The organism is Gordonia sp. PDNC005 (genome assembly GCF_016919385.1).
GTDB lineage: Bacteria > Actinomycetota > Actinomycetes > Mycobacteriales > Mycobacteriaceae > Gordonia.
In genome coordinates this window covers 1068240-1092771 of sequence record NZ_CP070351.1, presented here as the reverse complement: position 1 = coordinate 1092771, position 24532 = coordinate 1068240, and the positions used below count along the sequence as shown (strand labels likewise).

The window sequence follows — 24532 nt, the reverse complement described above, 5'->3', positions numbered from 1 at the left end:
GGTCAGTAGCTTCCGGTCATGGCGTGACGGATCATCGGCAGCTGCGACTCGACCGTGCACTCGCGCGGGTTTGCCGGCGTGCACCAGTCGCCCATCATGTGCTCCGAGATCGTGCGGACCATCTCGTCCGACGTGTCGATCTCGGTTCCGCGGCCTTCGTACAGACCGGTGTTCATACGGTTCTTCTGGTAGCTCTCCGGTCGGACCGACCCGAAGTTGTCGGGGATGCCGAGGTCTTTCGACAGCCGGATCGCGGCGTCGACAGCCGAGTCGGCCGCCTGGACCGTGGTCATGTTCCTGGTGTCGACACCCAGGAGGGGTGCCATCTCGGCGAAGCGCTCGTATCGAGCCGGCAGGTTGTACTCCCACACGCGAGGCAGCGCGATCGCGTTGTTCAGGCCGTGATGCAGGTCGAAGTATGCACTGACGGCGTGGGACATCGAGTGGATCTGACCGAGACCACCGGAGTTGAACGCCTGCGCGGCAATGTACTGGGCGTGCATCATCCCGGTTCGCGCCTCGAGATTGTGCGGATCGTAGACAGCGGTCGGGAGGTGCTTCGCGATCAGTTCGATCGAGTACTTGGCGTTGCCGAGAGAGGGAGCGAAGTCCAGGCGCGACACCCACGGCTCGCTCGCATGTGCAAGCACGTCGAAGCCGCAGTAGGCGGTGAACTCCTGCGGGCACGAGTAGTAGAGCAGCGGGTCGTCCATCGCCAGGTCGACGAGGCAGGTGTCGTCGAAGGCCACCCACTTGTGCGGCTTCTCCATATCCGACGTGTCCGTGATGACGTACGCCCAGGACGTCTCCGAACCGGTGCCGGCCGTCGTCGAGACGGCGATGTGCTTCGGATTCTCCTTGTTCGTGGCCTTGGAGAAGCCCTCGAACTCGTTGATGTTTCGCCCGTCGTGAGCGATCACCATGCGCGCGCCTTTCGCCGCATCGTGGCTGGATCCACCTCCGACGGAGATGATGCCGTCGCACTTCTCCGACTGGTACCGCGCTGCCGCGTCCATCGCGTTGGTGTCCTTGGGGTTCGACTGCACTTCGTCGAACAGGACGACGTCGACGCCCTGGTACTCGATCTTGCCGGTCAGCTCTTCGATGATTCCCGAGCCGCGCAGTCCCGTGGTCATCAGGAGTACACGGGTCATACCGAGTTCCTTCGCCTCGACGCCGAGCATGTCGTGGGCGCCGACCCCCAACTTCGCCTTGGGGAAGGGGTGGAACTCCTTGATCGGGAAATCCCAGATCTGATTCAGTTCGATTGCCATGCGGCTCAACTCCTGTGACTGTGGACTGTTTGTCCCTCACAGCGTGTGCCCCAGGTCACTGGGCCGTCCAGCGCTCCTGACCTGCAGCGCGGCGACTCGGTCCAAGCGATCAGGACCGGTCCTGTCCGATCGGACAGGTGCCCGAGACCCCTTCGTACCGGATGCGCTGAGTCAGCCTCTGACGCGCTCGATGGTCCCTCCGAGTGTCCTCAGCTGATTCTCGAAGTCGGGGTAGCCGCGATCGATGTGCTCGATGTCGTGCACCTCGGTGACGCCGTCGGCGACGAGACCAGCGAGCACCAGGCCGACTCCTGCACGGATGTCGGATGACCACACCGGCGCGCTGGACAGTGCGTCCACACCGCGAATCACCGCGTGGTGGCCGTCGGTACGGGCGTCGGCGCCGAGACGGACGAGTTCCTCGACGAAGCGGAAGCGCGCTTCGAAGACGTTCTCAGTCACCACGGACAGTCCGTCGGAGATCGTCGCGAGTCCGATCGCCATCGGCTGGAGGTCGGTCGGATAACCGGGGAACGGCAGTGTCGCGGTGTTCACTGCAACCGGGCGCTTCTCCTGGACGACACGGAAGCCGTCGTCGAAACGATCCACCCGCGCGCCCGCGTCCTCGAACTTCTTGAGTACGAGTCGAAGGTGTTCGGGATCGATCCCACGAACGGTGATGTCGCCGCGCGTCATGGCCGCCGCCGTCCCCCACGTGCCCGCGACGATGCGGTCGCCCACCACATGGTGCGTCGTCGGGTGCAGAGCCTGCACTCCGGTGACCGTGAGAGTCGGGGTGCCCGCACCATCGATCACGGCGCCCATCTGCTGGAGCATCTCGCACAGGTCGACGATCTCCGGCTCGCGGGCCGCGTTCTCGATGGTCGTCACGCCGTCGGCGAGGACCGCCGCCATGAGGATGTTCTCCGTCGCACCGACCGACGGGAAGCCGAGCGCGACCTCGGCTCCGTGGAGACTGTCGGCTTCGGCGACAACACAACCGTGCTCGATGGAGCTCCGTGCGCCGAGCGCTCGAAGGCCTGCCTGATGCATGTCGAGTGGCCGCGAGCCGATGGCATCACCACCGGGCAGAGCGACGACAGCCCTCTTGCAACGCGCCATCAGCGGACCGAGGACACACACCGACGCACGGAACTGCTTCACCGCGTCGAAGTCGGCGTGGTACTCGGGCTCCGCCGGTGAATCGATGACTACGGTGTCGCCGGTGATCTCCACGGTGGCGCCGAGCCCGCGGAGCACGTCGGCCATCAACGGCACGTCGGCGATCTCGGGAGCGTTTGTCAGCACCGTGCGCCCCTCCGCCAGAAGGGCAGCCGCCATCAGCTTCAACACGCTGTTCTTAGCGCCGCCGACGACTACTTCACCTACGAGACGTGCCCCACCGGTCACTAGATAGCGATCACTCACCGGCACAGTCTATCGGCAGCCGCGTAAGTTCCCTGTCATGGCAGTTCATCTCACACGCATCTACACACGCACCGGCGACGACGGAACCACCGGCCTGTCGGACTTCTCCCGGGTCGCCAAGACCGACCTGCGAGTGATCGCCTACGCCGACTGCGACGAGGCCAACGCAGCCATCGGCCTGGCGCTCACCGTCGCAGGCGACGTACCCGATGACATCAAATCCGTCCTCAGAACGGTCCAGAACGATCTCTTCGACGCCGGTGCCGATCTCTCGACTCCGGTCGTCGCAGAGCCGAAGTATCCGCCCCTGCGCATTGAGGCGTCGTATGTCGACGCGCTGGAGACGTGGTGCGATGCCTTCGGCGAGGAGCTCGAGCCGCTCGACTCGTTCATCCTTCCCGGCGGCACGCCCCTGTCGGCGCACCTTCATCAGGCTCGGGTGACTGTGCGGCGAGCGGAGCGCTCGGCGTGGTCCGCCATTGACGGCCACCCGGACGACACGTCGGTTCTCCCCGCCAAGTACCTCAACCGGCTGTCGGACCTTCTGTTCATTCTCGGACGGGTCGCCAACGTCCGCGCCGGAGTCGGCGACGTCAAGTGGGTTCCCGGAGGAGATCGCCTGCGGTAGTCGATCAGGCGGCGGGGCGACGGCGAGCTCGCTTGGGAGATCGCGCTTCGATCCAGGATTGGAACGCCATCACCAATTCTGGCGCCATCGCGATCTCGTAGCGACCGCCCTGGCCGCGGCGTCCCACTGCGAGTTCGACGACCACCACGTCGTCGTCCATGATCTCGAGTTCGGTGCCGGACGGGCTGCGACGCCCAACGACGTCGATGCGTCGACGAGACAGACTCAGCGTCGGTCCGGGCCTCAACGAAGACAGCCGGTAGTACACGAGCGCATCGTCTGTGTAGTGGATGGCGCCGTGACGCCATCCTGAATCGGCGGCTGCCGGCAGTTCGCGCAGCAGCATCGGCGTTCCCGCCGACCGCATCAGGCGGAGCCGGTACACGACCAGACTCATGCCGGCGACTCCGCCGAGCACGACCAGACAGAGAATCCACAACCACGGTGGCATGTACGCCTCCTTCTCTCGCCTCGTCGTCATCGAAGGTACGCGAAGAGCCGCCCTGCAGTGCAGGACGGCTCTTCGTCAGTGGATCACATCATCTTTTCTGACCGGTGTCAGCTCACGGCTTCCACGGCGCGAATACGAGACTTCGCGGTGAGGAAGGCTTCGCTGCCCTCGGTCGCCGACTCCAATACGGCACGCTCTGCGGCCACATCGATGTCAGTGGAGAACTGCGCGGACTCTGCGAGCACGGTCACCGTGGTGGCCGAGACCGACAGGAACCCACCCTGAACGGCCAGTGCCTTGCGAGCACCGTCCGCCTCCGTGAGGACCACGGCGCCGCCTGCGGCGAGCTCGCCGAGCATCGGCTCGTGGTTGGCCAGGATGCCGATCTGACCGACGGTGGTCTGTGCGCTGACGAACGTCGCCTCTCCGGAGTAGAGAGCGGCGTCCGGTGCGACCACGTCGAGACGGAAAGTCTTGTCAGACATCGCGGTCGACTACTTTCCGGCGATCTTCTCAGCGGCAGCGAGGACGTCGTCGAGTCCGCCACAGCTGTTGAACGCCTGCTCCGGCAGGTGATCGAACTCGCCCTTGCACAGGCGGTCGAACGCATCGATGGTCTCGGCGAGCGGGACGACCGAGCCGACCTGGCCGGTGAACTTCTCGGCGACCAGGAAGTTCTGGCCGAGGAACTTCTGGATACGACGCGCGCGGGCGACCGTGACCTTGTCCTCTTCCGAGAGCTCGTCCATACCGAGGATCGCGATGATGTCCTGCAGTTCCTTGTACTTCTGCAGGATGCGCTTGACCTCGTTGGCGACGCGGAAGTGCTCGTCACCGACGATCGAAGCCTCGAGGATGCGCGAGGTCGAGGTCAGCGGATCCACGGCCGGGTAGATGCCCAGCTGTGAGATCGGGCGCGAGAGCTCGGTCGTCGCATCGAGGTGCGCGAACGTGGTCGCCGGAGCCGGGTCGGTGTAATCGTCGGCGGGAACGTAGATCGCCTGCAGCGAGGTGATCGAGCGACCCTTGGTCGACGTGATGCGCTCCTGCAGCTCACCCATCTCGTCGGCCAGCGTCGGCTGGTAACCGACGGCCGAAGGCATACGACCGAGAAGGGTCGAGACCTCGGAACCGGCCTGGGTGAAACGGAAGATGTTGTCGATGAACAGCAGAACGTCCTGCTGCTGCACGTCGCGGAAGTACTCGGCCATGGTCAGAGCCGAGAGAGCGACGCGCATACGCGTCCCTGGGGGCTCATCCATCTGGCCGAAGACGAGGGCGGTGTCCTGAAGGACGCCCATCTCTTCCATTTCCAGGTGGAGGTCGGTGCCCTCACGGGTACGCTCGCCGACGCCCGCGAACACCGAGGTGCCGGAGAACTCGCGAGCGATACGGGTGATCATCTCCTGGATCAGAACGGTCTTGCCGACACCGGCGCCACCGAACAGGCCGATCTTGCCGCCCTTGACGTACGGGGTCAGGAGGTCGATGACCTTGATGCCGGTCTCGAGGATCTCCGTCTTTCCCTCGAGCTGGTCGAAGGCCGGGGGCTTGCGGTGGATGCCCCACTGCTCGCCGTCGCGACCGGTGCCCGGCGCGTCCAGGCAGTCGCCCAGTGCGTTGAAGACGTGACCCTTGACGACGTCGCCGACGGGAACCGAGATCGGCTTGCCGGTGTCGACGACGGAAGCGCCGCGAACCAGGCCGTCGGTCGGCTGCATCGAGACGGTGCGCACCATGTTGTCACCGAGATGCTGTGCGACCTCGAGGGTCAGCGTCTTGGCGACAGCGGCGAGGGTGACCTCGGCGTGCAGGGCGTTGAACAGTTTGGGGATGGCGCCGCGCGGGAACTCGACGTCGACGACGGGGCCGATCACCCGGGCGACACGACCCGCGGTGGCCGTAGCGGCACCCGCGTTCGAGTCGGTGACTGCTGCAGTCATTGTTGTTTCACTTTCCTCGGTTGTCTTGTCGCGATCAGTTCGCCAGCGCCTCGACGCCGCCGACGATTTCGCTGATTTCCTGGGTGATCTGTGCCTGACGTGCCGCGTTGGCCTGCCTGGACAGGCTCTTCTCGAGCTCGTTCGCGTTGTCGGTGGCCGCCTTCATAGCAGTACGACGTGCGGCGTTCTCCGATGCAGCGGCATCGAGCAGGGCCGCGAAGATGCGCGACGCGACGTACTTGGGAAGCAGCGCGTCGAGCAGTTCCTTGGCCTCCGGCTCGAACTCGACCTCGGCCGAGACGTGTGCGTTGCCGTTGTCGACGAGCAGGTCGTCGCCCATCTGCAGCTGCTCGGTCTCGAACTCGATGTCGATCGGCGCCATGCGGCGGACGATCGGCTTCTGCGTCAGCATCGACACGAAGCGCGTGTAGACCACGTGCAGCTCGTCGAAGCCCTCGATCTCGCCGCCCTGTGGCAGCGCGACCGACTCGTCCGACCCGGCGAGGAACGCGTCCACCAGGTGGTGAACCGCTGCCGCGCTGTCGGCGAATGCGGGCTGCTGTGAGAAGCCCGACCAGCTCGCTGCGATCGGACGATCGCGGAACGTGTAGTACCCGATGCCCTTGCGGCCCATCACATACACGACCGGCGTCTTGCCCTCACTGCGGAGCAGCGACAGAAGCTCTTCGGTCTCCTTGAGCACGTTCGAGTTGTAGCCGCCGCACTGGCCGCTGTCACTGGTCACGACCAGCACAGCTGCCCGCTTGGGCGTCTCGCGAGCAGTCAACAGCGGGCTGTCCAGCGACGAACTCGCGCTGGCCAGCGTCGTGACGACCCGCGTGATCTCCTCGGAGTAGGGACGCGCGGCAGCCACGCGAGCCTGTGCCTTGGTGATACGCGAGGTCGCGATCAGCTCCTGCGCCTTCGTGATCTTCTTGGTCGACTGAATCGACCTGATCCGCGAGCGCAGCTCCCGAATAGTGGCCATCTTACTTCTGCTTCTTCGTCACTCGGATCGTCTCGGACTCGACGTCCTCGGCAGCCAGAGCATCGGCCTCGACCTCGACGACACGGCTGCCGTCGGTGGCGATGAAGCCTGCCTTGAAGTTGTCCGTCGCGGTCGCGAGAGCAGCCTTGTCGTCGCCCGAGAGCTTCTTGCCGCCCTCGATGTTCGAGTAGACCCCTGCGGCCGTGTGGTGCAAGTCGGCCAGGAGCTCCGACTCGAAGCGGCGGATGTCGGCGACGGGCACCGAGTCCATGAAGCCCTCACCACAGAGGTAGAGCGACACGATCTGGTCTTCCACGGACACCGGGCTGTACTGGTCCTGCTTCAGCAGCTCCACCCAGCGGGCGCCACGCTCGAGCTGTGCCTTCGAAGCGGCGTCCAGGTCCGAGGCGAAGGCCGAGAAGGCTTCCAGCTCACGGAACTGTGCGAGCTCCAGACGCAGCGAACCCGAGACGTCCTTGAGACCCTTGGTCTGGGCGGCGCCACCGACACGAGACACCGAGATGCCGACGTTGATGGCGGGTCGAACACCCTTGTTGAACAGGTCCGACTCCAGGAAGACCTGTCCGTCGGTGATCGAGATGACGTTGGTCGGGATGAACGCCGAGACGTCGTTGGCCTTGGTCTCGATGATCGGCAGCGCGGTCATCGAACCGCCGCCGAGTGCGTCGGACAGCTTGGCCGAGCGCTCCAGCAGACGCGAGTGCAAGTAGAAGACGTCACCCGGGTACGCCTCGCGGCCCGGCGGGCGACGCAGCAGCAGCGAGATGGCGCGGTAGGCCTCAGCCTGCTTCGACAGGTCGTCGAACACGATGAGGACATGCTTGCCCTGGTACATCCAGTGCTGGCCGAGTGCCGAACCGGTGTACGGTGCGAGCCACTTGAAGCCGGCGGAGTCGGAGGCGGGAGCTGCGACGATGGTGGTGTACTCCATCGCGCCGGCCTCTTCGAGGGCGGTCTTGACGCCCGCGATGGTCGAGCCCTTCTGGCCGATCGCGACGTAGATGCAGCGAACCTGCTTCTCCGGGTCGCCGGTCGCCCAGTTGTCCTTCTGGTTCAGGATCGCGTCGATGCAGACCGCGGTCTTGCCGGTCTTACGGTCGCCGATGATCAGCTGACGCTGACCGCGGCCGATCGCGGTCATCGCGTCGATGGCCTTGATACCGGTGGCCAGGGACTCCTCGACCGGCTGACGCTCGAGGACGGAGGCTGCCTGGAGCTCGAGGACGCGGTCGCCCTCGGACTCGATGGCGCCGAGGCCGTCGATCGGGCTGCCCAGCGGGTCGATGACGCGGCCGAGGAACTTGTCGCCGACGGGAACCGACAGCACGTTGCCGGTGCGCTTGACTTCCTGGCCTTCTTCGATGTTCTGCGAGTCGCCGAGGATGACGGCGCCGACCTCGTCGAGATCGAGGTTCAGAGCCACACCGCGGATGCCGCCCTCGAACTCGAGGAGCTCGTTGGCCATGGCACCGGGCAGGCCTGCGACGTGAGCGATGCCGTCACCGGTGTCGGTGACAGTGCCCACCTCTTCGCGAGTGGCCTGGCTGCCCACTTCCTGGGTGTAACTTGCGATCGCGCTCCGAATTTCATCGGAGGAGATGGTCAACTCCGCCATTTTCCTGCTTCTCCTGGCTGTCTAAGTGATCTGGGAATCGTATGGGTTAGCGCAAGCCGCTGCGCAGCGTTGCGATCTTGCCGGACAGGCTGCCATCGATGCGCTCGTCGCCCACACGGACGACGACCCCACCGAGGAGTTCCGGATCGATGTCGACGTGCAGGGTGACCGGCGCGTCGTAGATGGCGGCGAGCTTCGCCGACAGCGTGGTGCGCTGATCTGCGGAGAGCTCCCCTGCACTGGTCACATAAGCGACCTTGCGGCCGTTGCTTGCGGCGGCGAGCTGCGAGAGCTCGTCGATCGCGTCGCCCGGCTGGACATCGGTACGACTGACGCCGTAGACGGCCAGCTTCTCGGTGACCGTGTCGACCTTGCCGTTGATCAGCTTGCGAAGCAGTCCGAAGCGATCGGCGGTGCTGCGAGTGCGATCGGACAGAGCCTGTTCGAGGGCGTTGTCGCCCTTCACGATCCGTGCGAGGCGGAAGAGTTCCTCCTCGACGGTGTCGATGCGACCGGTCTCCTTGGCAGCGAACAGCAGAGCCTCGATACCGAGGGACTGGAGTGCGCGGTGCAGGTCGGCGTCGCTCGACCAATTTCGGGCGGCCGCCGACGAGACGACAGCGCGCGTGGTATCGGACACCTTGCCGGTCAGCACGGTGTCGGCGATCTTCGCACGCTCATCCGCAGCGGTGGCCGAGTCGGCCAGCGCGGTGCGCAGCGAGCGATTGTCGTTGACGGTCTCGGCGACCGACAGCAGTTCGTCGCCGACGGTCACCGAGTCGGTGGCCGGTGCGGACGAACCGCGCAATGCGGTCTCCAGCTCGACGCGAGCCCCTTCGAGGGCTTCACGGCTAGACGCTGCGTACATCTATCTGCATTCCTTCTTCTCCGCTGGGCGGGTCAGTGGGCGCGAGGGGCATGTCCATGCCCGCTCGCCGTCCCACGTTCCTCACCGTCGCTGCCTGGATTACTTGGCGCTTGCCGCGTCGTCGAGCTCGGCGAGGAACCGGTCAACAGTTCCGGCCTGCTTGACGTCGTCCTGCAGCGAAGCTCCGACGAGCTTCTCGGCCAGGTCGACCGACATCTTTCCGAGGTCACCGCGCAGTTCGGAGACGACCTGCTGACGCTGCGCGTCGAGCTGGGTGTGTCCGTTGGCGATGATCCGGTCACTCTCGGCAGTCGCCTGAGCCTTCAGATCCGCGATGATCTGGGTGCCCTGGTTGCGGGCTTCTTCGCGGATTCCGGCTGCCTCTTCACGAGCGCCTGCGAGCTGCTCGCGGTACGCCTTCAGCGACGCGGCGGCTTCGGCCTGTGCAGCCTCAGCGCGCTCGATGCCGCCTTCGATCGTGTCGCGACGCTCGTCCAGCACCTGGCGGTACTTCGGAATGACGAACTTCCAGAAGACGAAGAGGACGACAGCGAAGGCGACCAGCGACCAGGTGATGTCGAACCACAGCGGGAGCAGCGGATTAGGCGCATCCGCCGTCTCACCCTCGTTCGCGAGGATCATGCTGGTGGTGATCATGTGTCAGACCTCTATCCGAAGATGAAGCCAGCGACGATACCGATCAGCGCCAGTGCTTCAGAGAGTGCGATACCGAGGAACATTGTGGTGCGGATCTGGCCGGCGAGCTCGGGCTGGCGTGCGATGCCCTCGATTGCCTTACCGGCGACGATGCCAACACCGATGCCGGGGCCGATGGCTGCGAGGCCGTAACCGATCGCGCCGAAGCCCGCACCGGTGATGGTCGAGTCTGCAGCCAGAGTCTGGGCGATGCTCATCTTGCGATTCCCTTTCTTAATGGCTCCCCGCCCGGTCGGGCGAGTGAGTCAGTTCGTGACGGATTCGAGGCGGTCTCGGACCCGATGATTCAGTTGGTCTTACAGTCGAACGTCAGTGCGAGTCCGCGTGGATTGACTGATCGATGTACACGGCTGTGAGCAGGGCGAAGATGTACGCCTGCAGGGCGATGACCAGAAGCTCAAAGAAGGTGAAGCCGATCGCGGCGATCAGACCGCCGATACCGGCGAGCGTCCAGATGCCGCTCTGGTCGATGATGAAGTACTGGGTCGCGGCGAAGAACAGCGCGAGCATGATGTGGCCGGCGAGCATGTTGGCCATGAGTCGAATCGTCAACGTAAACGGACGCAGGATGAAGGTCGACAGGAATTCGATCGGCACCAGGAGGAAGTGGATCGGCAGCGGGACACCCGGAAGCACGATCGACGACTTGATGAATCCGAAGAACCCGAACTTGGCGATACCGACCCAGCAATAGGTGATGTAGGCGACGAGAGCCATCACCAGCGGCATACCGACACGCGCGTTCGACGAGATGTTCATGAATGGGATGATCGACGTCAGGTTGAGAAAGATCGTCGCGAAGAAGATCGAGGCGATGATCGGGAGGAACTTGCGCCCGTTCTCCTTGCCCAGAATCTCTTCGGCGATGTTCGTCCGGACCCAGTCGAGGAAGCTCTCCGCGACGTTCTGGGCGCCAGTCGGAATGATTTTCGGGCTGCGCATCGCGATGAGGAACCCGAGTGCCACAGCAACGGACACCACTACGCGGATGAGCATGAGGCGATCCATGCCCCACCACTCCGCGTCCTGCGCGGTGTTGCCGCCGAAGAGCATCTCCGGGAAGAAGTCGTTAAGACTCGGTGTGTGGAACTCTCCGGCAATGAGGGTGGCGCTCAGCGTTCTCTCCCGTTCTCGGGCCCACCGACCTCACGGTCTGCGGGGGTCCTACTGTCATTTGGCGATTCGGACATCGCTACACGGCGCACGTCACCTGAATCTGCCTGCGTGCAGCAGATTAGCAAGTCTTGACCTTCGGCGGCGAATCAGGGACGAGCCGTGTAGCGGTTCGTCGTCCTACTATCGAGTGTAGTAGCTGCTCAGGGTAGCCACAGTGAGGGTGGTCACACCTACTGGGCAGTAGTGCCGTTGGAGTCTGTATATGTCTGTCGGGTCGACATCACACCCCACAGCTCAGCGCCGAGAACGGCGATGATCGCGCCGATCAGCGTCGTCGCGAGCGCGCCCTTGTGGTAGAAGTCCATGTCCTTGATGAGAGCGGTCACCACGATCGCCGCCACCACCTTGACCAGATACGACCCCATCAGCGCGCCCATCACAACAGTCGGCGGTGCCGTGCGGGTCAGTAGGATCGTGATGACGGTGATCAGAATGAACGTTCCGCCGATCCCCGCGCCGATCAGCACGCCCCACAGTCCAGGTGTGCCCTTCCATGGCCAGAAGAGCAGAAGGCCGGCTACCAGCAGCACGCCGAGTCCGGTGACGCCGTACTTCAAACCGTTCCACAGCGGTGCGGCCGGATCGTCCCATTCGTGCTTCACAGCTTGTTCGTCCGGTGCGGAGTCGTCGGTAGGCGGGTTCTCATCATTCACAGACACGCCCACCAGGCTATCGAGGCATACAGCTATCTAGCGAACCGGCGGTGTAGACGCGGTGCGAAGGTCGCAATCAGCGCAAGCACCACTCCGACGACGAACACGGGGCCGACCACGGCGGGCGAGACGAGTGTGGACGCCGCGACGGCGAACGCCAGCAGACCGACCCACAGGTAGATGACCAGTGCGACTCGGCGCTGAGTGTGGCCGATCTCCAGAAGACGGTGATGCAAATGCATCTTGTCCGGCGTGTAGAAACCGACACCCGAACGCGTGCGCCGGATGACTGCCATGACCATGTCGAGCAGCGGGATGAACATCACTGCCGCGATCAAGATCAGCGGGGAGAGCAGCGTGAACATGTCGGCGGGTCCGTACGCGCTGCGGGCGACGCGACCCGAGGCGCTGGTCGACGCAGCCCCGAGCATCAGGCCGATCAGCATGGCGCCCGAGTCGCCCATGAAGATACGTGCGGGCGAGAAGTTGTGCGGCAGGAAGCCGAGGCACGCTCCGGCGAGCGCGGTCGTGATGAGGGCCGGCGGGTAGTAGCTCACATCTCCGCCCTGGTCGTGCAGCAGTCCGAGCGAGAAGAGGCAGATCGCGGCGGCCGCGATCAGGCCGAGTCCGGCTGCCAGACCGTCGAGCCCGTCGATGAAGTTCATCGCGTTGATCGTCGTGACAGTAATCGCGACCGTCAACAGCCCGGCCTGCAGGGGGTCGAGGACCACCGTGCCGATGTCGCCGAACGGCACGTACAGGAGATACCAGCTGACACCCATGATGACCAGGACACCGGCAGCGGTCAGCTGACCGACGAACTTGGTGAGGGCGTCGAGCCCCCACCTGTCGTCGATGACGCCGACCAGCACGATCACCAGTCCTGCCGTGATGACGGCCAGCATGTCGTGGGTGTACGCGAATCCCCTGTTCAGGGCCGGCAACTGGGCGGCGAGACCGATGGCGCAGACAACGCCGAAGTACATGCCGACTCCGCCTAGGCGAGGAGTCGGGATCACGTGCACGTCGCGTTCACGAGGGACGGCGACAGCGCCGGCTTTGACCGCGAACACACGGACGAGAGAGGTCAGAAGGTAGGTGACGCCTGCCGCCGTGAGACCGACGAGCGCGAGCTCGCGTAACGGAACACCCGCTCCCCCGGTCCCGGCGTCGAGGGCCAGCAGGTTCATTCGGACGCTCCGAGGCGGGCGACCGAGGCGGCCACGTCGGCGTGCACGGCGGCGTCGTCGGACGTCATCGCGATCATCATGAGATCTGCGATCGCGGGAGCATCGGCCGGCGTGATCCCACCGGCGGTGACGGCGGCTGTTCCATAACGGATCGCCGAGCCCTCGGAGACCGCTGCACGGTCGAAGGGCGTGATCGCCTTGTCGACGACGATGCCCGAGGCAGCCAGGCGTCGCGTCGCTTCACGTCCGGTGACACCGAGCGGAGTCACGTCGACGATTCCGATGTGCGTGTCTGTTCCGCCGCTGACCACCTGCAGTCCGCGAGCGGTGAAGTCATCCGCGAGGGCGGATGCCAGAGCGGCGACGTCTCGCGCGTACTGCCTGTACGTCTCGGTGGAGGATTCTCCGAACGCAACCGCTTTGGCCGCGATCGAATGCATCGCGGGCGCGCCCTGCAAGAACGGGTATACCGCCCGAGACAGCGCCTCGGCGTGCTCTCCGCGGGCGAGGAGCAGTCCACCGCGCGGTCCGCGCATCACCTTGTTGGTCGCGACGGAGACGACGTCGGCGTACGGGACGGGAGACTCGATCACTCCGCCTGCCGCCAAGCCCATGACGTGCGCGCCGTCCACCCAGAGCACACAACCGGCCTCGTCGGCGATGGTCCGCATCGCTGCGTAGTCCCAGGTCCGCGAGTAGGCGGTACCGCCGGCGAGCAGGATGCGTGGCCGGTGGATGAGCGCCATGTCGCGGATGCGGTCGTAGTCGACCTGTTCCGTGTCGTGCCGGACCTCGTAGTTCACCACGCTGAACCAACGGCCGGACAGATTCGCCCGCGATCCGTGCGACTGGTGTCCGCCGTGGCGGAGGCTCAGGGACATGACCTGATCGCCCGGCTGTGCGAACGCCGCGTAGACGGCGAAGTTGGCCAGCGCCCACGACAGCGGCTGAACGTTCACGTAGTCCGCGCCGAACAGCGTGTGCGCGCGGTCGACGGCGAGTCGTTCCACGTCGTCGACGACGTCGGAGCCGCCGTGATAGCGGCGGCCGGGGTACCCCTCGGCGTACTTGTCAGCGAGCACCGAACCCATTGCGGCGCGGACCGCGGGTGTCGCGATCGTCTCGGCGGCGAGCATCTGCAGGCTGCCCGCACGGCGTGCGGCCTCGCGGCTGATCAGCTCACTGATCTGTGGGTCGACGGCGTCGAGCGGCCCGGTCACGGACGCGTCCTCAGCTCGTCGGGATCCATGTCGAGGACCTCGCCGATCTCCTCGGCGCTGATCGCGCCTTCCCGGAGAATGCGCGGGGTGACTCCGCTCAGGTCGACGATCGTCGACGCGACGGCCTTCGCCGCGGGCCCACCGTCGAGATACACCGACACCAGGTCGCCGAGCATTTCCTGCGCGGCGCCGACGGTGGTGGCGGGCGGCTGACCGGAGACGTTGGCGCTCGAGACCGCCATCGGGCCGACTTCTCGGAGCAGTTCGATCGCCACTGGATGCAACGGCATGCGGATCATCACAGTCGCATCGGTGTCTCCGAGATCCCATGCGAGCGACGGTGCCTGTTCCACGACAAGGCTGAGACCACCCGGCCAGAACGACTGGACGAGCTCCCTGGCCTGCGGCGACACCGAACGGACCAGTCCGTCGACGGTCTGCCAGGAGCCGACGAGAACCGGCACCGGCATGTCCCGGCCGCGGTTCTTGGCGGCGAGCAGAGACGAGACCGCTTCACTGTCGAATGCGTCGCAGCCGATGCCGTACAGGGTGTCGGTCGGCAGCACCACGAGGCGGCCGCCGCGGGCTGCTCCGACCGCGGCGCTCAAGCCTGCGGAACGCTCGGACGGGTCACTGCAATCGAAGACGACACTCACTGTTCCATCCTTGCACGTGTCACCGACCCGACGCGCCACCACATCGTCATCACTCGTTTGGCAACGCCATGCCGGGCCGACCTGGTCCTACGTCAAGCGAATTTCACCACGGCTACTCGGTTGAATTCTCCTACATCCAGCGACTCTCCGACTGGAGATCCATCATGCTCAATCCAAGCATGGCCATAGAATGGTGACGGACTAAATCCCGTGACCCATGCAAAATTTACTCCACGGAACGTGGCCGCGATGGCAATAGATAGCGAACGAGTCAGACAACCTTGAACTGCGGCGCAACGTGGGTCAAGAACACACAAGTTCTCACGGCAGTCAGCGAGCCAGCGAAATTCCTCCGCGCTCGATAAGCCCATTGGATTGACCCGGTGAACGGTCCGCAGTACAGACAGAAACGCCTTCTGCACGCGAAACGATCGCCTAGAAACCAAATCCGCAACCGCTACAATGAATCTAGTATACATTTCACCTCTCGAAATCGGCCGCTATGCCCTCGCCAGGCGAACTCAACGCCAAATCCAATTCCGCTTCTGCGCAATTCCCGCGGCCAAAATCAACTTCAGAAAGCTACTTGAATCGCTTATCGCGGTAGAGTACTCTACGCCATACTCCGCTTCGAGCACGTCAGCAAGATCTTCGACTCGGCACCAATCTGACATCCTCCGTGCTAGACAGATTCCAGCCTTATTTGTGCCAAAGTACTTCGAGCTCGAAGGCGAAAATAAAATGACTGAATCGCCCTCCCCATTCCACTCTTGAACATCGTTCCTAAGTCGATACTTCGTAACCATTATGCAAGTCCATCTCCGTCGAAAACCCAACCGTCATCAATATTTCTCAGCCACTTCTCGGTATTGTAGGCGGCGAGTATATCGTCTATTTGACGGATTGTGACGAAATCATTATCTATGATCTCACAAACCTTATCAACGTCGATAATTCCCATCTGCCCTAGGATGCTCGCCCGGAACTCCGTTCGAAGTCGTTCGCGATTCCTCTGAAAATCCGTGAACACATCCTGATTGAAATCGGGCTTAGACCGCCGAAGTCGGATTGACTCAGGAAGAATTCCCTCCATTGCATCAACCAGTAAGGGCTTCGAAGTGTCAGATCCAAGAAAGGCGATGGACGGAAGGCCGGCAACCAGTTCCACCAACCCGGAGTCGAGAAACGGCGCGTTGAATCTAAAGCCCTCGGACCCGAATGTGGCATTCAAAGACCGAACGAGATCAGCCTGCGTCAAGAGACATGCTTTCATCACGTGGACATTTGCACGCACATCGAGAGGTGCAGTTGTTCTCGCCGCAAGATCAATCTCTTCGAAGACCTTGGTTGTCGCTTCTGCCGATAACACGCTATTGACCCGCAATCCCGGACACCAACCGAGGATGCTAGAAATCCGAATGTCCGCATCGACCCCGTTGCGCAAGTCGGAAACGGCCGCTCGCAATGAATCACTGTACGAGACTTCGGAAGACAGGAACTTCCGGAGTTCCCTCTTCGACGCACGCGCAGCTATTCGATACCGCTCCAACGCACGTTTGGCTTCAGGAACTCGAGACGATCTAGCAATCTCCGCAACAGCGGAGAAATGTCCGGAGAACAGGTCATCACTTCCAAGACCGATAAAATGGTCTGAGTATCCTGAGGCACGCGCATACATAGAATATCTCGTCGCCCGCCCTCCGAACCCGATCCAGGTCGGAATAGCCTCGTCCAGACCTGCCGGGTTGCCCCCAAAGACTGCGTCGAACGCATCTCGGTCCGTCCTTGTATCACCCAACTGGTCGATCGGTCTGCCAAGATCATTGGCCGCAATACGCGCATACTCATAGTCATCGTTTCGCGGATCTGGGCACACATCGTGTGCGAGCGAAAGTTCGATTCCTTGCCTGTCGAGGAGATACGCTATTGAGGTCGAATCAAGCCCACCGGAGAGGTCACACCCCGCGGCCCGCCCTTGCAACGATGGACGCGCAGTAGCAGATTCAAGTGCGGCGCGCAGACGGCTCGTGACGGCTTTGCGGTCATAGTCGTTAGACACAGTCTCCGGCTCAATGAATTCCACACCGACGTCGGGCATCGACGGATCAAAGAGTTGCCCCGGAAAGATTGTGCCTACGCCCGCCCACACGGACTTGTTTCTCATCGAGTATGGCAAGCCGCCACACAGGGAAGCCAGGAGACTTGACCTGTCGACCGTTCGATTAGTCAGACGAGCAAGGCTGGCCTGAGTCAGCGAATAGGCGTATCCACTGCCGCTCTTCGCCCAGTAGAGTTTTTGACTGCAGTTCGCATCAACCATGAGTGAAGACGGCCCTCCAGGTGCACCTCGACCTACTGGAGCACCCACGATCTCCAACGAAGCCAGTTCCTGAATCGCTGGATGGCAGCCGCTCCCCTCACCCAGATCGTCAGATGGATCGATCCCGACCCATATAGTCTCAGCTTTCATTCATCCCCCGCCGTCTTTAAGATGCCCAACAAACCCGGCCAGGATCGTTCGCGGATGGTGTTTCAGTTTCGCATCGCGGGCGGCCCCAGCTTGCAAGAAAGGGCCTGGCCTGGCTAGTCACCCACCGCTACTAGCCAGACCAGATCCAGCGTTACCTACTTAGATGTGCGGGTACCAATTGTTGCCCCACGAATCATGCCAGCTGCCCCACGGGAGGCCATGAGTCAACTCTTCGAAGTTACCGATTTCAACGAGCGTTGGCGACTGGTACATGCTACCCTTTCGATCCATTTTCGAGTCATCGGTCGATGACTCATTCCGACCGTAACATGAAACTTCATCGCTTGTCGTTGCGAGGTCGAGAGGCTAGAACTGAAGAGCAGTTGGAGGAGGTTCTGCGGCAAGCCTTCGACTCAGGTTCACGTGCGGAAAGCCGTCGCAAAACGCTGTCGCCCGGCGAGGTCCGCGTGGGCCTCGATTGACGAGAATCGGCCGTCGGCATGCAGCGCGGCGACAACGGCGTCAGACGTCTCGTCGTCGTGTTCGACGGCGAACGCTCCCCCGCCGACGAGTGTGTCGGCGACGATCGGGATCATCGCCGAAATGACGTCCATCCCCGTGTCCCCGGAGAACACCGCGTCGTACGGGTCGTGTGCGACCTCTGGAGACACCGGCGACGCCGACGGGACGTACGGCGGATTCGAGACGACGACGTCGCACACCCCGAGCGCATTCTTCATCGCCGCAGCGTCGGTGACGTCCGCCTGCACTGCGGTGACTCGACGCTCCAGCCCGGCGCCCGCGATGTTGCGACGCAGGTAGCCGAGCGCTTCCGGCGACCGTTCAACGGCGACAACCTGCGCGTTCGGCGAGTGCACTGCGATACCGAGCGCAAGCGCACCGCTGCCCGAGCAGAGGTCCGCCACCACCGCCGTGCGGCCTGCGACCACGCGTGCGGCCCATTCGACTATCAGTTCGGTCTCTGGGCGCGGGACGAACACTCCCGGCCCCACTGACAGTTCGAGGCCCGCGAAGTGCGCCGTGCCGGTGATGTGCTGCAGCGGTTCGCGTCCCACACGGCGTCGAACCGCCTCGGCGAAGCGGTCCTGCTCCTCTGCGTCCACGTCGTCGATCAGCAGTAATCGCCCCGGCTCGACGGCGAGCACATGGGCGAGAAGCTCGGCAGCGTCGTGCGCCGCCGACTCCACGCCTACCGCCGTCAACTCGGCGGCGGCGCGACGTCTCAGTGCGTCGGCCGACGTCACTGCTGCAGTCGTGCCTGCTTGTCGGCGTCGACGAGGGCGCCGATCAGGCTGTCCATCTCACCGTTCAAGACTGCGTCCAGGTTGTTCGCCTTGTAACCGATCCGGTGATCGGTGATCCGGTTCTCCGGCCAGTTGTAGGTGCGGATCCGCTCGGACCTGTCGACTGTGCGGATCTGTGCTGCGCGGCCCGCCGACGCTTCGGCAGCGGCCTCTTCCTCGGCCAACGCCTGAAGGCGTGCCGCGAGCACCTGCATTGCACGCGCCTTGTTCTGAAGCTGGGAGCGCTCGTTCTGGCAGGTGACCACAACCCCGGTCGGCAGGTGGGTGAGGCGGACCGCGGAGTCGGTGGTGTTGACGCCCTGGCCGCCCTTTCCGGAGCTTCGGTAGACGTCGACACGCAGGTCCGACTCGTCGATCTGCACTTCGGCGACCTCGTCGGGCTCGGGGTAGATCAGCACCCCCGCGGCCGACGTGTGGATGCGGCCCTGCGACTCGGTGACCGGCACACGCTGCACGCGGTGCACACCGCCTTCGAATTTGAGCTTGGACCAGACGCCGTCACGCACAGATTCGCGTGCCTTGATCGACAGGGTCGCATCCTTGTATCCGCCGAGGTCCGACTCGGTGACGCCGAGTACAAGCGCCTTCCAGCCCTGGCGCTCGCAGTACTTGAGGTACATGCGGACGAGATCGGAGGCGAACAGCGCGGACTCCTCGCCTCCCGCACCCGACTTCACTTCGAGGACGACGTCGTCGGAGTCGTGCGGGTCGCGCGGCGCGAGCAGGTCGGTGAGCTGGGCGTCGAGCTCGGCTTCGCTCTCTTCGAGAGCGGGGATCTCCTCGGCGAACGCCGGGTCGTCCGCTGCGAGTTCGCGGGCCGCGGCGAGATCGTCACGGACGGACGCGAGCTTCGTGTAGGTCGCCATCACCGGCGCGAGTTCGGCGAACCGCTTGCCGACGCGGCGGGCGTTGGCGGCGTTGTCGTGGAGTGCCGGATCGGACAGCTGCTGCTCGAGGCCCGCGTGCTCGGCCAGGATGTCGTCGATCGCGGACGGTCCCTGCATGCTCACCTGAGTTCACTTCCCCGTCAAAGAGTGGCCCGCTCGGTGTCGAGCGGCGTGGTGGAAAACGAAACGACGCCCGAGACCAAGACCGGTGAGGATCTCGGAGTCGGGCGTCGGAGGCGAGCTACTTGGTGCGCTTGCCGTAACGCTTCTCGAAGCGAGCGACGCGGCCGCCGGTGTCGAGGATCTTCTGCTTGCCCGTGTAGAACGGGTGGCACTGCGAGCAGACTTCCACGGTGATGTGGCCGCCCTTGGCGGTGCTGCGCGTGGTGAACTCGTTGCCGCAACCGCAGTTGACGGTGGTCACCTCGTAGTCGGGGTGGATTCCCTGCTTCATTACGTCCCTTTCGAAGGTGGTCGCCGGGTCACCGGGCTGCTGCCGCGGTGTGAACCGGAACCGGACTGACCGATCGATTATTCCACAAGATCGTCGGCCGCTGCCAATCCTCCCCGAACCGGGTTCGTTGGGGTGGCCTAACCTGATCATATGAGCGAAGGCAGCACCGAGGGACGCCCCACCCGCGAAGCGAAGCGTCAGCGCTGGTCACGGCGTAATCCGTTCCCGGCCACAGTCGTGGAGAACACTCTGCTCACAGCACCGGAGAGCAGTAAGGAGGTGAGGCACCTGGTGCTGGACATCGCCGGTTCGGGCCTCGACTACCAGCCCGGCGACGCAGTGAACGTCACTCCGGCGAACGAGCCCGCCCTCGTAGCCGCGCTCATCGATCGGCTCGGGGTGCCGGCCGACACGCTGATCACCGACCGCAAGGGCGACCGCACGCTCGCGCAGGCGCTCACTCACGGCTTTGAGATCACGTCCGTCTCGCCGTACCTGCTCGATCACTTGGCGAACGCCCGCGGACGCGAGGACGTCGCCGCACTCCTTGCAGGCGACCGCGCGGAACTCGAAGCCTGGGCACGCGGGCGTGATGTACTCGACCTGCTGAACCTCGACCCCGACTGGTTCCCCACTCCCGAGGCGTTCCTGGCCGAATTGAAGCCACTCACCGCGCGGACCTACTCGATCTCGTCATCGCCGACCGTTCATGAGGGCTCCATCCACCTGACCCCTGCGACGATCCGCCATTTCGCGACAGACGAGTGGGGTGACGGCCGCGACCGGGGCGGCGCCGCATCGACGTACCTGGCCGATCGAGTGGAACCCGGAGACACCGTCGGCATCTACCTGACCCCGAACAAAGCGTTCCGACTTCCGGAGCCCGACACCGACATCATCATGATCGGACCCGGCACCGGCATCGCACCGTTCCGTGCGTTCGTCCACGAACGCGCCAACGACGAGGGCTCAGGCCGCAACTGGCTGTTCCACGGCGCCCGTAAGCGTGATCACGACTTCCTCTACCGCGACGAGATCGTACAGATGCACCACGACGGAAGCCTCGATCGCCTCGACGTCGCCTTCTCCCGCGAGCAGGAGGACAAGGTGTACGTGCAGCACCTCATGGACTCCCACGGCGAGGACATCTACACCTGGCTCCGCGACGGCGCGGTCCTCTATGTGTGCGGCGACGCCGACCGAATGGCCGCCGACGTGGAGAACGCGCTCGCCGCGATCATCGCCGAGCACGGCGAAGTGGACCCCGACGACGCCCGAGCCGAAATCGACCGCCTCCGCTCCGAAGGCCGCTACCTCCGCGACGTGTACTGATCTTTTGTCACGTGGTGCCGCAGAAGTAGCGCCGGGGTGCGGTATGTACCCGCCCTCCGCGTGACTTCTGCGGCATCGGGTGACGGTTGTGGAATTCGTGCGGAACCGCTTGATTGTTCTGTGCGTCCAATGGGTATGAACCTGAATAGTTTTCCCATGGACGAGTACGGCATCGTCTACCGTGACCGTGCCCTGGATGTCGGATGCTCTGCGATGCAGCTTTCGCGAGCTGTGGAGGCGGGTATCCTCGAACGTCTGGATCCCGGTGTTCTGGTCCCCGCGGCGAGGCGGACACCGCTGGCTACACATCTGCTTCGGGCACGTGCCGCCGTACGAGCTCATCCGACTGCGATACTCAGCCACGAGACTGCAGCGGTCGTCCACGGATTGCCTCTGCTCAAACCGGATCGACGCCGCGTGGCCGTGGTCGTCGAGAACCGAGTTCGCGGTCGGCACCTGAGCTCCCATCGCCCGGAGATTCCCGCCGAGCATCGTGTGGTGCTCGACGGTCTCCCAGTCACGTCCCTCGAGCTCACCGCGGTCGACGCGGCATGCACCACATCGGAGGGCTTCGCCGGAGCGCTCACCGCTTTCGATTCAGCACTGCGGATCGGCGCATCGCCGACGGTGATGCGCGGCCTGCTTGAACGCTCACGCCCCGGCGTGGGAATCGCGCGGCGGGCGCTGGAACTCGCCGACCCGGAATCCACCAATCCCGGCGAGTCGTGGAGTCGTGCTCAGATGATCGAGGCGGGTCTCCCTGCTCCTCGCCTTCAGTATCGCTTCTACGACGAGGACGGCCGATTCATCGGCCGCTCAGACTTCGATTGGCGTGGCGTCGTGATCGGCGAGTTCGACGGATACGGCAAGTACGTGGACTACCTCGACGGCGCAGAGACCGCGCTCGACGCGGTACGCCGAGAGAAGCGTCGCCACGCACGTTTGGTCGACGCCGGCATCATCGTGGTTCGTTGGGATTGGGCAGACCTCGAAAGCCGACGCATGATCCCGCGCCTGGTGGCCACGCTCACCGCAGGCGGCGTCCTCTGACACGGGATTCACGACATGGCAGAAAAGTCACGCGGTGGTCTCGTTAGTACCAAAACCACCGCGTGACTTTTGCGGCATTACGTGATTCTGCGCTGAGTGACTAGTCGTCGCCGGCGACGGGAGCGTTCTTGCTGACCTGCATCAGGAACTCGACGTTGCTGCGCGTCTTCTTCAACTGACTCACGAGGAGGTCGATCGCGGCCTGCGAATCGAGGCCCGACAGGAGTCGTCGGAGCTTGTGGACGATCGCGAACTCATCGGGCGAGAGCAGGAGCTCGTCCTTGCGTGTGCTCGACAGGTTGACGTCGACCGCGGGGAACACTCGACGCTCGGAGATCTTGCGATCGAGCTTGAGCTCGGCGTTGCCGGTGCCCTTGAACTCCTCAAAGATCACCGTGTCACCCGTTGAACCGGTCTCGACCAGTGCAGACGCGATGATCGTCAACGATCCGCCGTTCTCGATGTTGCGGGCCGCGCCGAGGAAACGCTTCGGCGGGTACAGAGCCTGGGAATCGACACCGCCGGACAGGATGCGGCCCGAAGCGGGCGACGCGTTGTTGTACGCGCGACCGAGGCGAGTGATCGAGTCGAGGAGCACCACGACGTCCATACCGCCCTCGACGAGACGCTTGGCACGCTCGATCGCGAGTTCGGCGACGCTCGTGTGATCTGACGGCGGGCGGTCGAAGGTCGAGGCGATCACCTCGCCCTTCACCGATCGAGTCATGTCGGTGACCTCTTCCGGACGCTCGTCGACGAGCACCACCATGAGGTGGCATTCCGGGTTGTTGGTCGAGATCGCGTTGGCGATGTCCTGCAGGATCGTCGTCTTACCGGCTTTCGGCGGCGACACGATCAGCGCACGCTGGCCCTTGCCGATCGGCATGATCAGATCGATCACGCGTGTCGACAGGCGTTCCGGAGTCGTCTCCAGGCGCAGACGCTGGTTCGGGTACAGCGGCGTGAGCTTGGAGAAATCGGGACGATTCCGTGCAGCCTCGACGGGCGCGCCGTTGACCGTGTCCAAACGGACGAGCGGATTGAACTTCTGGCGATTGTTGCCCTGACCCGCTTGCTGGCCTTCGCCGTCCTTGGCCACCTTGACCGCGCCGGTGATCGCGTCACCACGACGCAGACCGTTCCGACGGACCAGGTTCATCGACACGTAGACGTCGTTCGACCCGGCGAGATATCCCGAGGTGCGGACGAATGCGTAGTTGTCGAGAACATCGAGGATGCCTGCGACGGGAACAACGGTGTCACCCTCGTTGACCTGCGGCTCCGCGCCGTTGCCGTCGCCCCCGCGGTCACGTCCACGACGACGCTCACGGAACCGACGCCCGCGCCGACGTCCGTTTCCGTCGTCGTCGTCATCGTTGTTGTTGTTCTGGCGATTGCCCTGGTTCTGGCCGCCACCCTGGTTCTGGCCGCCGCGATTCTTCTCGCCCTGGTTCTTGTCGCCCTGGTTCTTGTCGCCCTGGTTCTCGGACTTCTCACCCTGCGACCTGTCGCCCTGCGCGCTGTCACCGGACTGCTTGTCGCCTGCGGGCTTCTCGCCGGACTGGGCCTGATCGCCCTGATTGCGGTCGCGATCGCGGTTTCGATTCCGGTTCCGGTCCCGATCGCGATTGCGTGCGGGACGGTCGCCCGAGACGTTCTCACCCGACTGCTGGTCACCCGACTTCTCACCCGCAGGCTTCTCACCTGCGGACTTCTCGACAGCTGGCTTATGCGCCGCCGGAGCGTCGTTCTTGGGCGAGTCGTTCTTGGGGGCCTCGGCGTTCGGAGCGTCCCGCTTAGGCGCCTCGGCCGTTCGCGCCGCCTTGGGAGCTTCGTTCTTAGTCGAGTCAGTCCTCGGCGCCTCGGCCTTGGGAGCTTCGACCTTCGGGGCCGCATTCTTCGCAGCCTCGGGACGGCCACCCTGCTGATGTGCACGGATGACGTCGATCAGGTCGCCCTTGCGCATGCCGGAGGTCCCTTTGATGCCAAGCTCACCTGCCAACGACTTCAGTTCGGGGAGCAGCATCGCGGACAGCCCGGTACGTGCGCGCTTAGGAGCCTGCAGGTCCGTTTCGGTCACGGATATCCTTTCGTTCCCCGACACCAGAGGCCGGGGCGTCCACTCGGATTCAGAGCGGGAGTATGTCAATGCGCCGAAGAAGGGAAAGCCACTAGATCGTGGACTT

At 64.0% G+C, this 24532-nt stretch carries 23 protein-coding genes; 3 read left to right on the top strand and 20 right to left on the bottom strand.

Annotation, left to right across the window (positions count from 1 at the left end; all coding sequences use genetic code 11):
* Positions 1 to 2: 2 nt before the first annotated feature.
* Both mdo and murA read right to left on the bottom strand, forming a co-directional pair.
* Positions 3 to 1274 carry an NDMA-dependent methanol dehydrogenase gene (gene mdo, locus JVX90_RS05155; protein ID WP_205331352.1) on the bottom strand — a complete coding sequence of 424 codons (1272 nt, stop codon included), beginning with the start codon at positions 1272 to 1274 and terminating at the stop codon, positions 3 to 5.
* Positions 1275 to 1445: 171 nt separating this feature from the next.
* Positions 1446 to 2702, bottom strand: a complete 1257-nt coding sequence (murA, locus tag JVX90_RS05150; RefSeq protein WP_205331351.1) for a UDP-N-acetylglucosamine 1-carboxyvinyltransferase — start codon at positions 2700 to 2702, stop codon at positions 1446 to 1448.
* A 37-nt stretch (positions 2703 to 2739) separates the two neighbouring features.
* On the opposite strand from murA, the gene JVX90_RS05145 reads away from it, so the two are divergent.
* Positions 2740 to 3330 carry a cob(I)yrinic acid a,c-diamide adenosyltransferase gene (locus JVX90_RS05145; protein ID WP_205331350.1) on the top strand — a complete coding sequence of 197 codons (591 nt, stop codon included), beginning with the start codon at positions 2740 to 2742 and terminating at the stop codon, positions 3328 to 3330.
* 4 nt (positions 3331 to 3334) lie between these two features.
* On the opposite strand, the gene JVX90_RS05140 is transcribed toward JVX90_RS05145, so the two are convergent.
* From JVX90_RS05140 to rpmE, 17 genes are all read right to left on the bottom strand, one after another.
* A complete protein-coding gene (locus JVX90_RS05140; RefSeq protein WP_205331349.1) occupies positions 3335 to 3781 on the bottom strand; it encodes a DUF2550 domain-containing protein in 447 nt (148 codons plus the stop codon).
* 107 nt (positions 3782 to 3888) lie between these two features.
* The gene (locus JVX90_RS05135) at positions 3889 to 4266 is read right to left on the bottom strand and encodes a F0F1 ATP synthase subunit epsilon (protein ID WP_205331348.1); all 378 of its coding nucleotides are present in this window, start codon (positions 4264 to 4266) and stop codon (positions 3889 to 3891) included.
* Positions 4267 to 4275: 9 nt separating this feature from the next.
* Positions 4276 to 5724 carry a F0F1 ATP synthase subunit beta gene (gene atpD / locus JVX90_RS05130; protein ID WP_205331347.1) on the bottom strand — a complete coding sequence of 483 codons (1449 nt, stop codon included), beginning with the start codon at positions 5722 to 5724 and terminating at the stop codon, positions 4276 to 4278.
* A 34-nt stretch (positions 5725 to 5758) separates the two neighbouring features.
* The gene (locus tag JVX90_RS05125; RefSeq protein ID WP_205331346.1) at positions 5759 to 6712 is read right to left on the bottom strand and encodes a F0F1 ATP synthase subunit gamma; all 954 of its coding nucleotides are present in this window, start codon (positions 6710 to 6712) and stop codon (positions 5759 to 5761) included.
* A 1-nt stretch (position 6713) separates the two neighbouring features.
* Positions 6714 to 8348 (bottom strand): F0F1 ATP synthase subunit alpha, encoded by a 1635-nt coding sequence (gene atpA / locus JVX90_RS05120; protein ID WP_205331345.1) that lies wholly within the window; start codon positions 8346 to 8348, stop codon positions 6714 to 6716.
* A gap of 46 nt (positions 8349 to 8394) precedes the next feature.
* Positions 8395 to 9216, bottom strand: a complete 822-nt coding sequence (locus JVX90_RS05115; RefSeq protein WP_205331344.1) for a F0F1 ATP synthase subunit delta — start codon at positions 9214 to 9216, stop codon at positions 8395 to 8397.
* A gap of 99 nt (positions 9217 to 9315) precedes the next feature.
* Positions 9316 to 9873, bottom strand: coding sequence for a F0F1 ATP synthase subunit B (locus JVX90_RS05110; protein WP_205331343.1), 558 nt, complete (start codon positions 9871 to 9873; stop codon positions 9316 to 9318).
* Between the two features lie 11 nt (positions 9874 to 9884).
* Positions 9885 to 10130 (bottom strand): ATP synthase F0 subunit C, encoded by a 246-nt coding sequence (locus JVX90_RS05105; RefSeq protein ID WP_205331342.1) that lies wholly within the window; start codon positions 10128 to 10130, stop codon positions 9885 to 9887.
* A gap of 112 nt (positions 10131 to 10242) precedes the next feature.
* Positions 10243 to 10941, bottom strand: a complete 699-nt coding sequence (atpB, locus tag JVX90_RS05100) for a F0F1 ATP synthase subunit A (RefSeq protein ID WP_240194066.1) — start codon at positions 10939 to 10941, stop codon at positions 10243 to 10245.
* A gap of 338 nt (positions 10942 to 11279) precedes the next feature.
* Positions 11280 to 11768: a hypothetical protein gene (locus tag JVX90_RS05095; RefSeq protein ID WP_205331341.1), complete on the bottom strand. Its 489-nt coding sequence runs from the start codon at positions 11766 to 11768 to the stop codon at positions 11280 to 11282.
* A gap of 26 nt (positions 11769 to 11794) precedes the next feature.
* Complete coding sequence (locus JVX90_RS05090) at positions 11795 to 12952, bottom strand: MraY family glycosyltransferase (protein WP_205331340.1); 1158 nt, start codon at positions 12950 to 12952, stop codon at positions 11795 to 11797.
* Positions 12949 to 14172: a serine hydroxymethyltransferase gene (locus tag JVX90_RS05085; protein ID WP_205331339.1), complete on the bottom strand. Its 1224-nt coding sequence runs from the start codon at positions 14170 to 14172 to the stop codon at positions 12949 to 12951. Before JVX90_RS05085 ends, JVX90_RS05090 begins: the two co-directional genes overlap by 4 nt.
* Complete coding sequence (locus tag JVX90_RS05080) at positions 14169 to 14828, bottom strand: L-threonylcarbamoyladenylate synthase (RefSeq protein WP_205331338.1); 660 nt, start codon at positions 14826 to 14828, stop codon at positions 14169 to 14171. The genes JVX90_RS05085 and JVX90_RS05080 overlap by 4 nt, the downstream gene beginning before the upstream one ends.
* Before the next feature lie 805 nt (positions 14829 to 15633).
* The gene (locus JVX90_RS05065) at positions 15634 to 17148 is read right to left on the bottom strand and encodes an asparagine synthase C-terminal domain-containing protein (RefSeq protein ID WP_205331335.1); all 1515 of its coding nucleotides are present in this window, start codon (positions 17146 to 17148) and stop codon (positions 15634 to 15636) included.
* Between the two features lie 569 nt (positions 17149 to 17717).
* A complete protein-coding gene (gene prmC, locus JVX90_RS05055; RefSeq protein ID WP_205331333.1) occupies positions 17718 to 18563 on the bottom strand; it encodes a peptide chain release factor N(5)-glutamine methyltransferase in 846 nt (281 codons plus the stop codon).
* Positions 18560 to 19633, bottom strand: coding sequence for a peptide chain release factor 1 (gene prfA / locus JVX90_RS05050; RefSeq protein WP_205331332.1), 1074 nt, complete (start codon positions 19631 to 19633; stop codon positions 18560 to 18562). The genes prmC and prfA overlap by 4 nt, the downstream gene beginning before the upstream one ends.
* A gap of 118 nt (positions 19634 to 19751) precedes the next feature.
* Positions 19752 to 19964 (bottom strand): 50S ribosomal protein L31, encoded by a 213-nt coding sequence (gene rpmE, locus JVX90_RS05045; RefSeq protein WP_008381510.1) that lies wholly within the window; start codon positions 19962 to 19964, stop codon positions 19752 to 19754.
* A gap of 150 nt (positions 19965 to 20114) precedes the next feature.
* Between rpmE and JVX90_RS05040 the strand changes: the two genes are divergently transcribed.
* Together JVX90_RS05040 and JVX90_RS05035 are read left to right on the top strand one after the other, a co-directional pair.
* Positions 20115 to 21296: an FAD-binding protein gene (locus tag JVX90_RS05040; RefSeq protein ID WP_205331331.1), complete on the top strand. Its 1182-nt coding sequence runs from the start codon at positions 20115 to 20117 to the stop codon at positions 21294 to 21296.
* 156 nt (positions 21297 to 21452) lie between these two features.
* Positions 21453 to 22346 (top strand): hypothetical protein, encoded by an 894-nt coding sequence (locus tag JVX90_RS05035; protein ID WP_240194065.1) that lies wholly within the window; start codon positions 21453 to 21455, stop codon positions 22344 to 22346.
* Positions 22347 to 22446: 100 nt separating this feature from the next.
* On the opposite strand, the gene rho is transcribed toward JVX90_RS05035, so the two are convergent.
* Positions 22447 to 24426 carry a transcription termination factor Rho gene (rho, locus tag JVX90_RS05030; protein ID WP_205331329.1) on the bottom strand — a complete coding sequence of 660 codons (1980 nt, stop codon included), beginning with the start codon at positions 24424 to 24426 and terminating at the stop codon, positions 22447 to 22449.
* Positions 24427 to 24532 lie beyond the last annotated feature (106 nt).

What these genes read in the sequence shown, in the direction of transcription:
- atpB (WP_240194066.1), bottom strand. Translation starts at nt 10,941, where the DNA reads ATGGATCGCCTCATGCTCATCCGCGTAGTGGTGTCCGTTGCTGTGGCA.
- JVX90_RS05115 (WP_205331344.1), bottom strand. Translation starts at nt 9,216, where the DNA reads ATGTACGCAGCGTCTAGCCGTGAAGCCCTCGAAGGGGCTCGCGTCGAG.
- JVX90_RS05090 (WP_205331340.1), bottom strand. Translation starts at nt 12,952, where the DNA reads ATGAACCTGCTGGCCCTCGACGCCGGGACCGGGGGAGCGGGTGTTCCG.
- JVX90_RS05065 (WP_205331335.1), bottom strand. Translation starts at nt 17,148, where the DNA reads ATGGTTGATGCGAACTGCAGTCAAAAACTCTACTGGGCGAAGAGCGGC.
- JVX90_RS05145 (WP_205331350.1), top strand. Translation starts at nt 2,740, where the DNA reads ATGGCAGTTCATCTCACACGCATCTACACACGCACCGGCGACGACGGA.
- atpA (WP_205331345.1), bottom strand. Translation starts at nt 8,348, where the DNA reads ATGGCGGAGTTGACCATCTCCTCCGATGAAATTCGGAGCGCGATCGCA.
- mdo (WP_205331352.1), bottom strand. Translation starts at nt 1,274, where the DNA reads ATGGCAATCGAACTGAATCAGATCTGGGATTTCCCGATCAAGGAGTTC.
- JVX90_RS05140 (WP_205331349.1), bottom strand. Translation starts at nt 3,781, where the DNA reads ATGCCACCGTGGTTGTGGATTCTCTGTCTGGTCGTGCTCGGCGGAGTC.
- JVX90_RS05125 (WP_205331346.1), bottom strand. Translation starts at nt 6,712, where the DNA reads ATGGCCACTATTCGGGAGCTGCGCTCGCGGATCAGGTCGATTCAGTCG.
- JVX90_RS05135 (WP_205331348.1), bottom strand. Translation starts at nt 4,266, where the DNA reads ATGTCTGACAAGACTTTCCGTCTCGACGTGGTCGCACCGGACGCCGCT.
- JVX90_RS05035 (WP_240194065.1), top strand. Translation starts at nt 21,453, where the DNA reads ATGGACGAGTACGGCATCGTCTACCGTGACCGTGCCCTGGATGTCGGA.
- atpD (WP_205331347.1), bottom strand. Translation starts at nt 5,724, where the DNA reads ATGACTGCAGCAGTCACCGACTCGAACGCGGGTGCCGCTACGGCCACC.
- JVX90_RS05105 (WP_205331342.1), bottom strand. Translation starts at nt 10,130, where the DNA reads ATGAGCATCGCCCAGACTCTGGCTGCAGACTCGACCATCACCGGTGCG.
- rpmE (WP_008381510.1), bottom strand. Translation starts at nt 19,964, where the DNA reads ATGAAGCAGGGAATCCACCCCGACTACGAGGTGACCACCGTCAACTGC.
- JVX90_RS05040 (WP_205331331.1), top strand. Translation starts at nt 20,115, where the DNA reads ATGAGCGAAGGCAGCACCGAGGGACGCCCCACCCGCGAAGCGAAGCGT.
- JVX90_RS05110 (WP_205331343.1), bottom strand. Translation starts at nt 9,873, where the DNA reads ATGATCACCACCAGCATGATCCTCGCGAACGAGGGTGAGACGGCGGAT.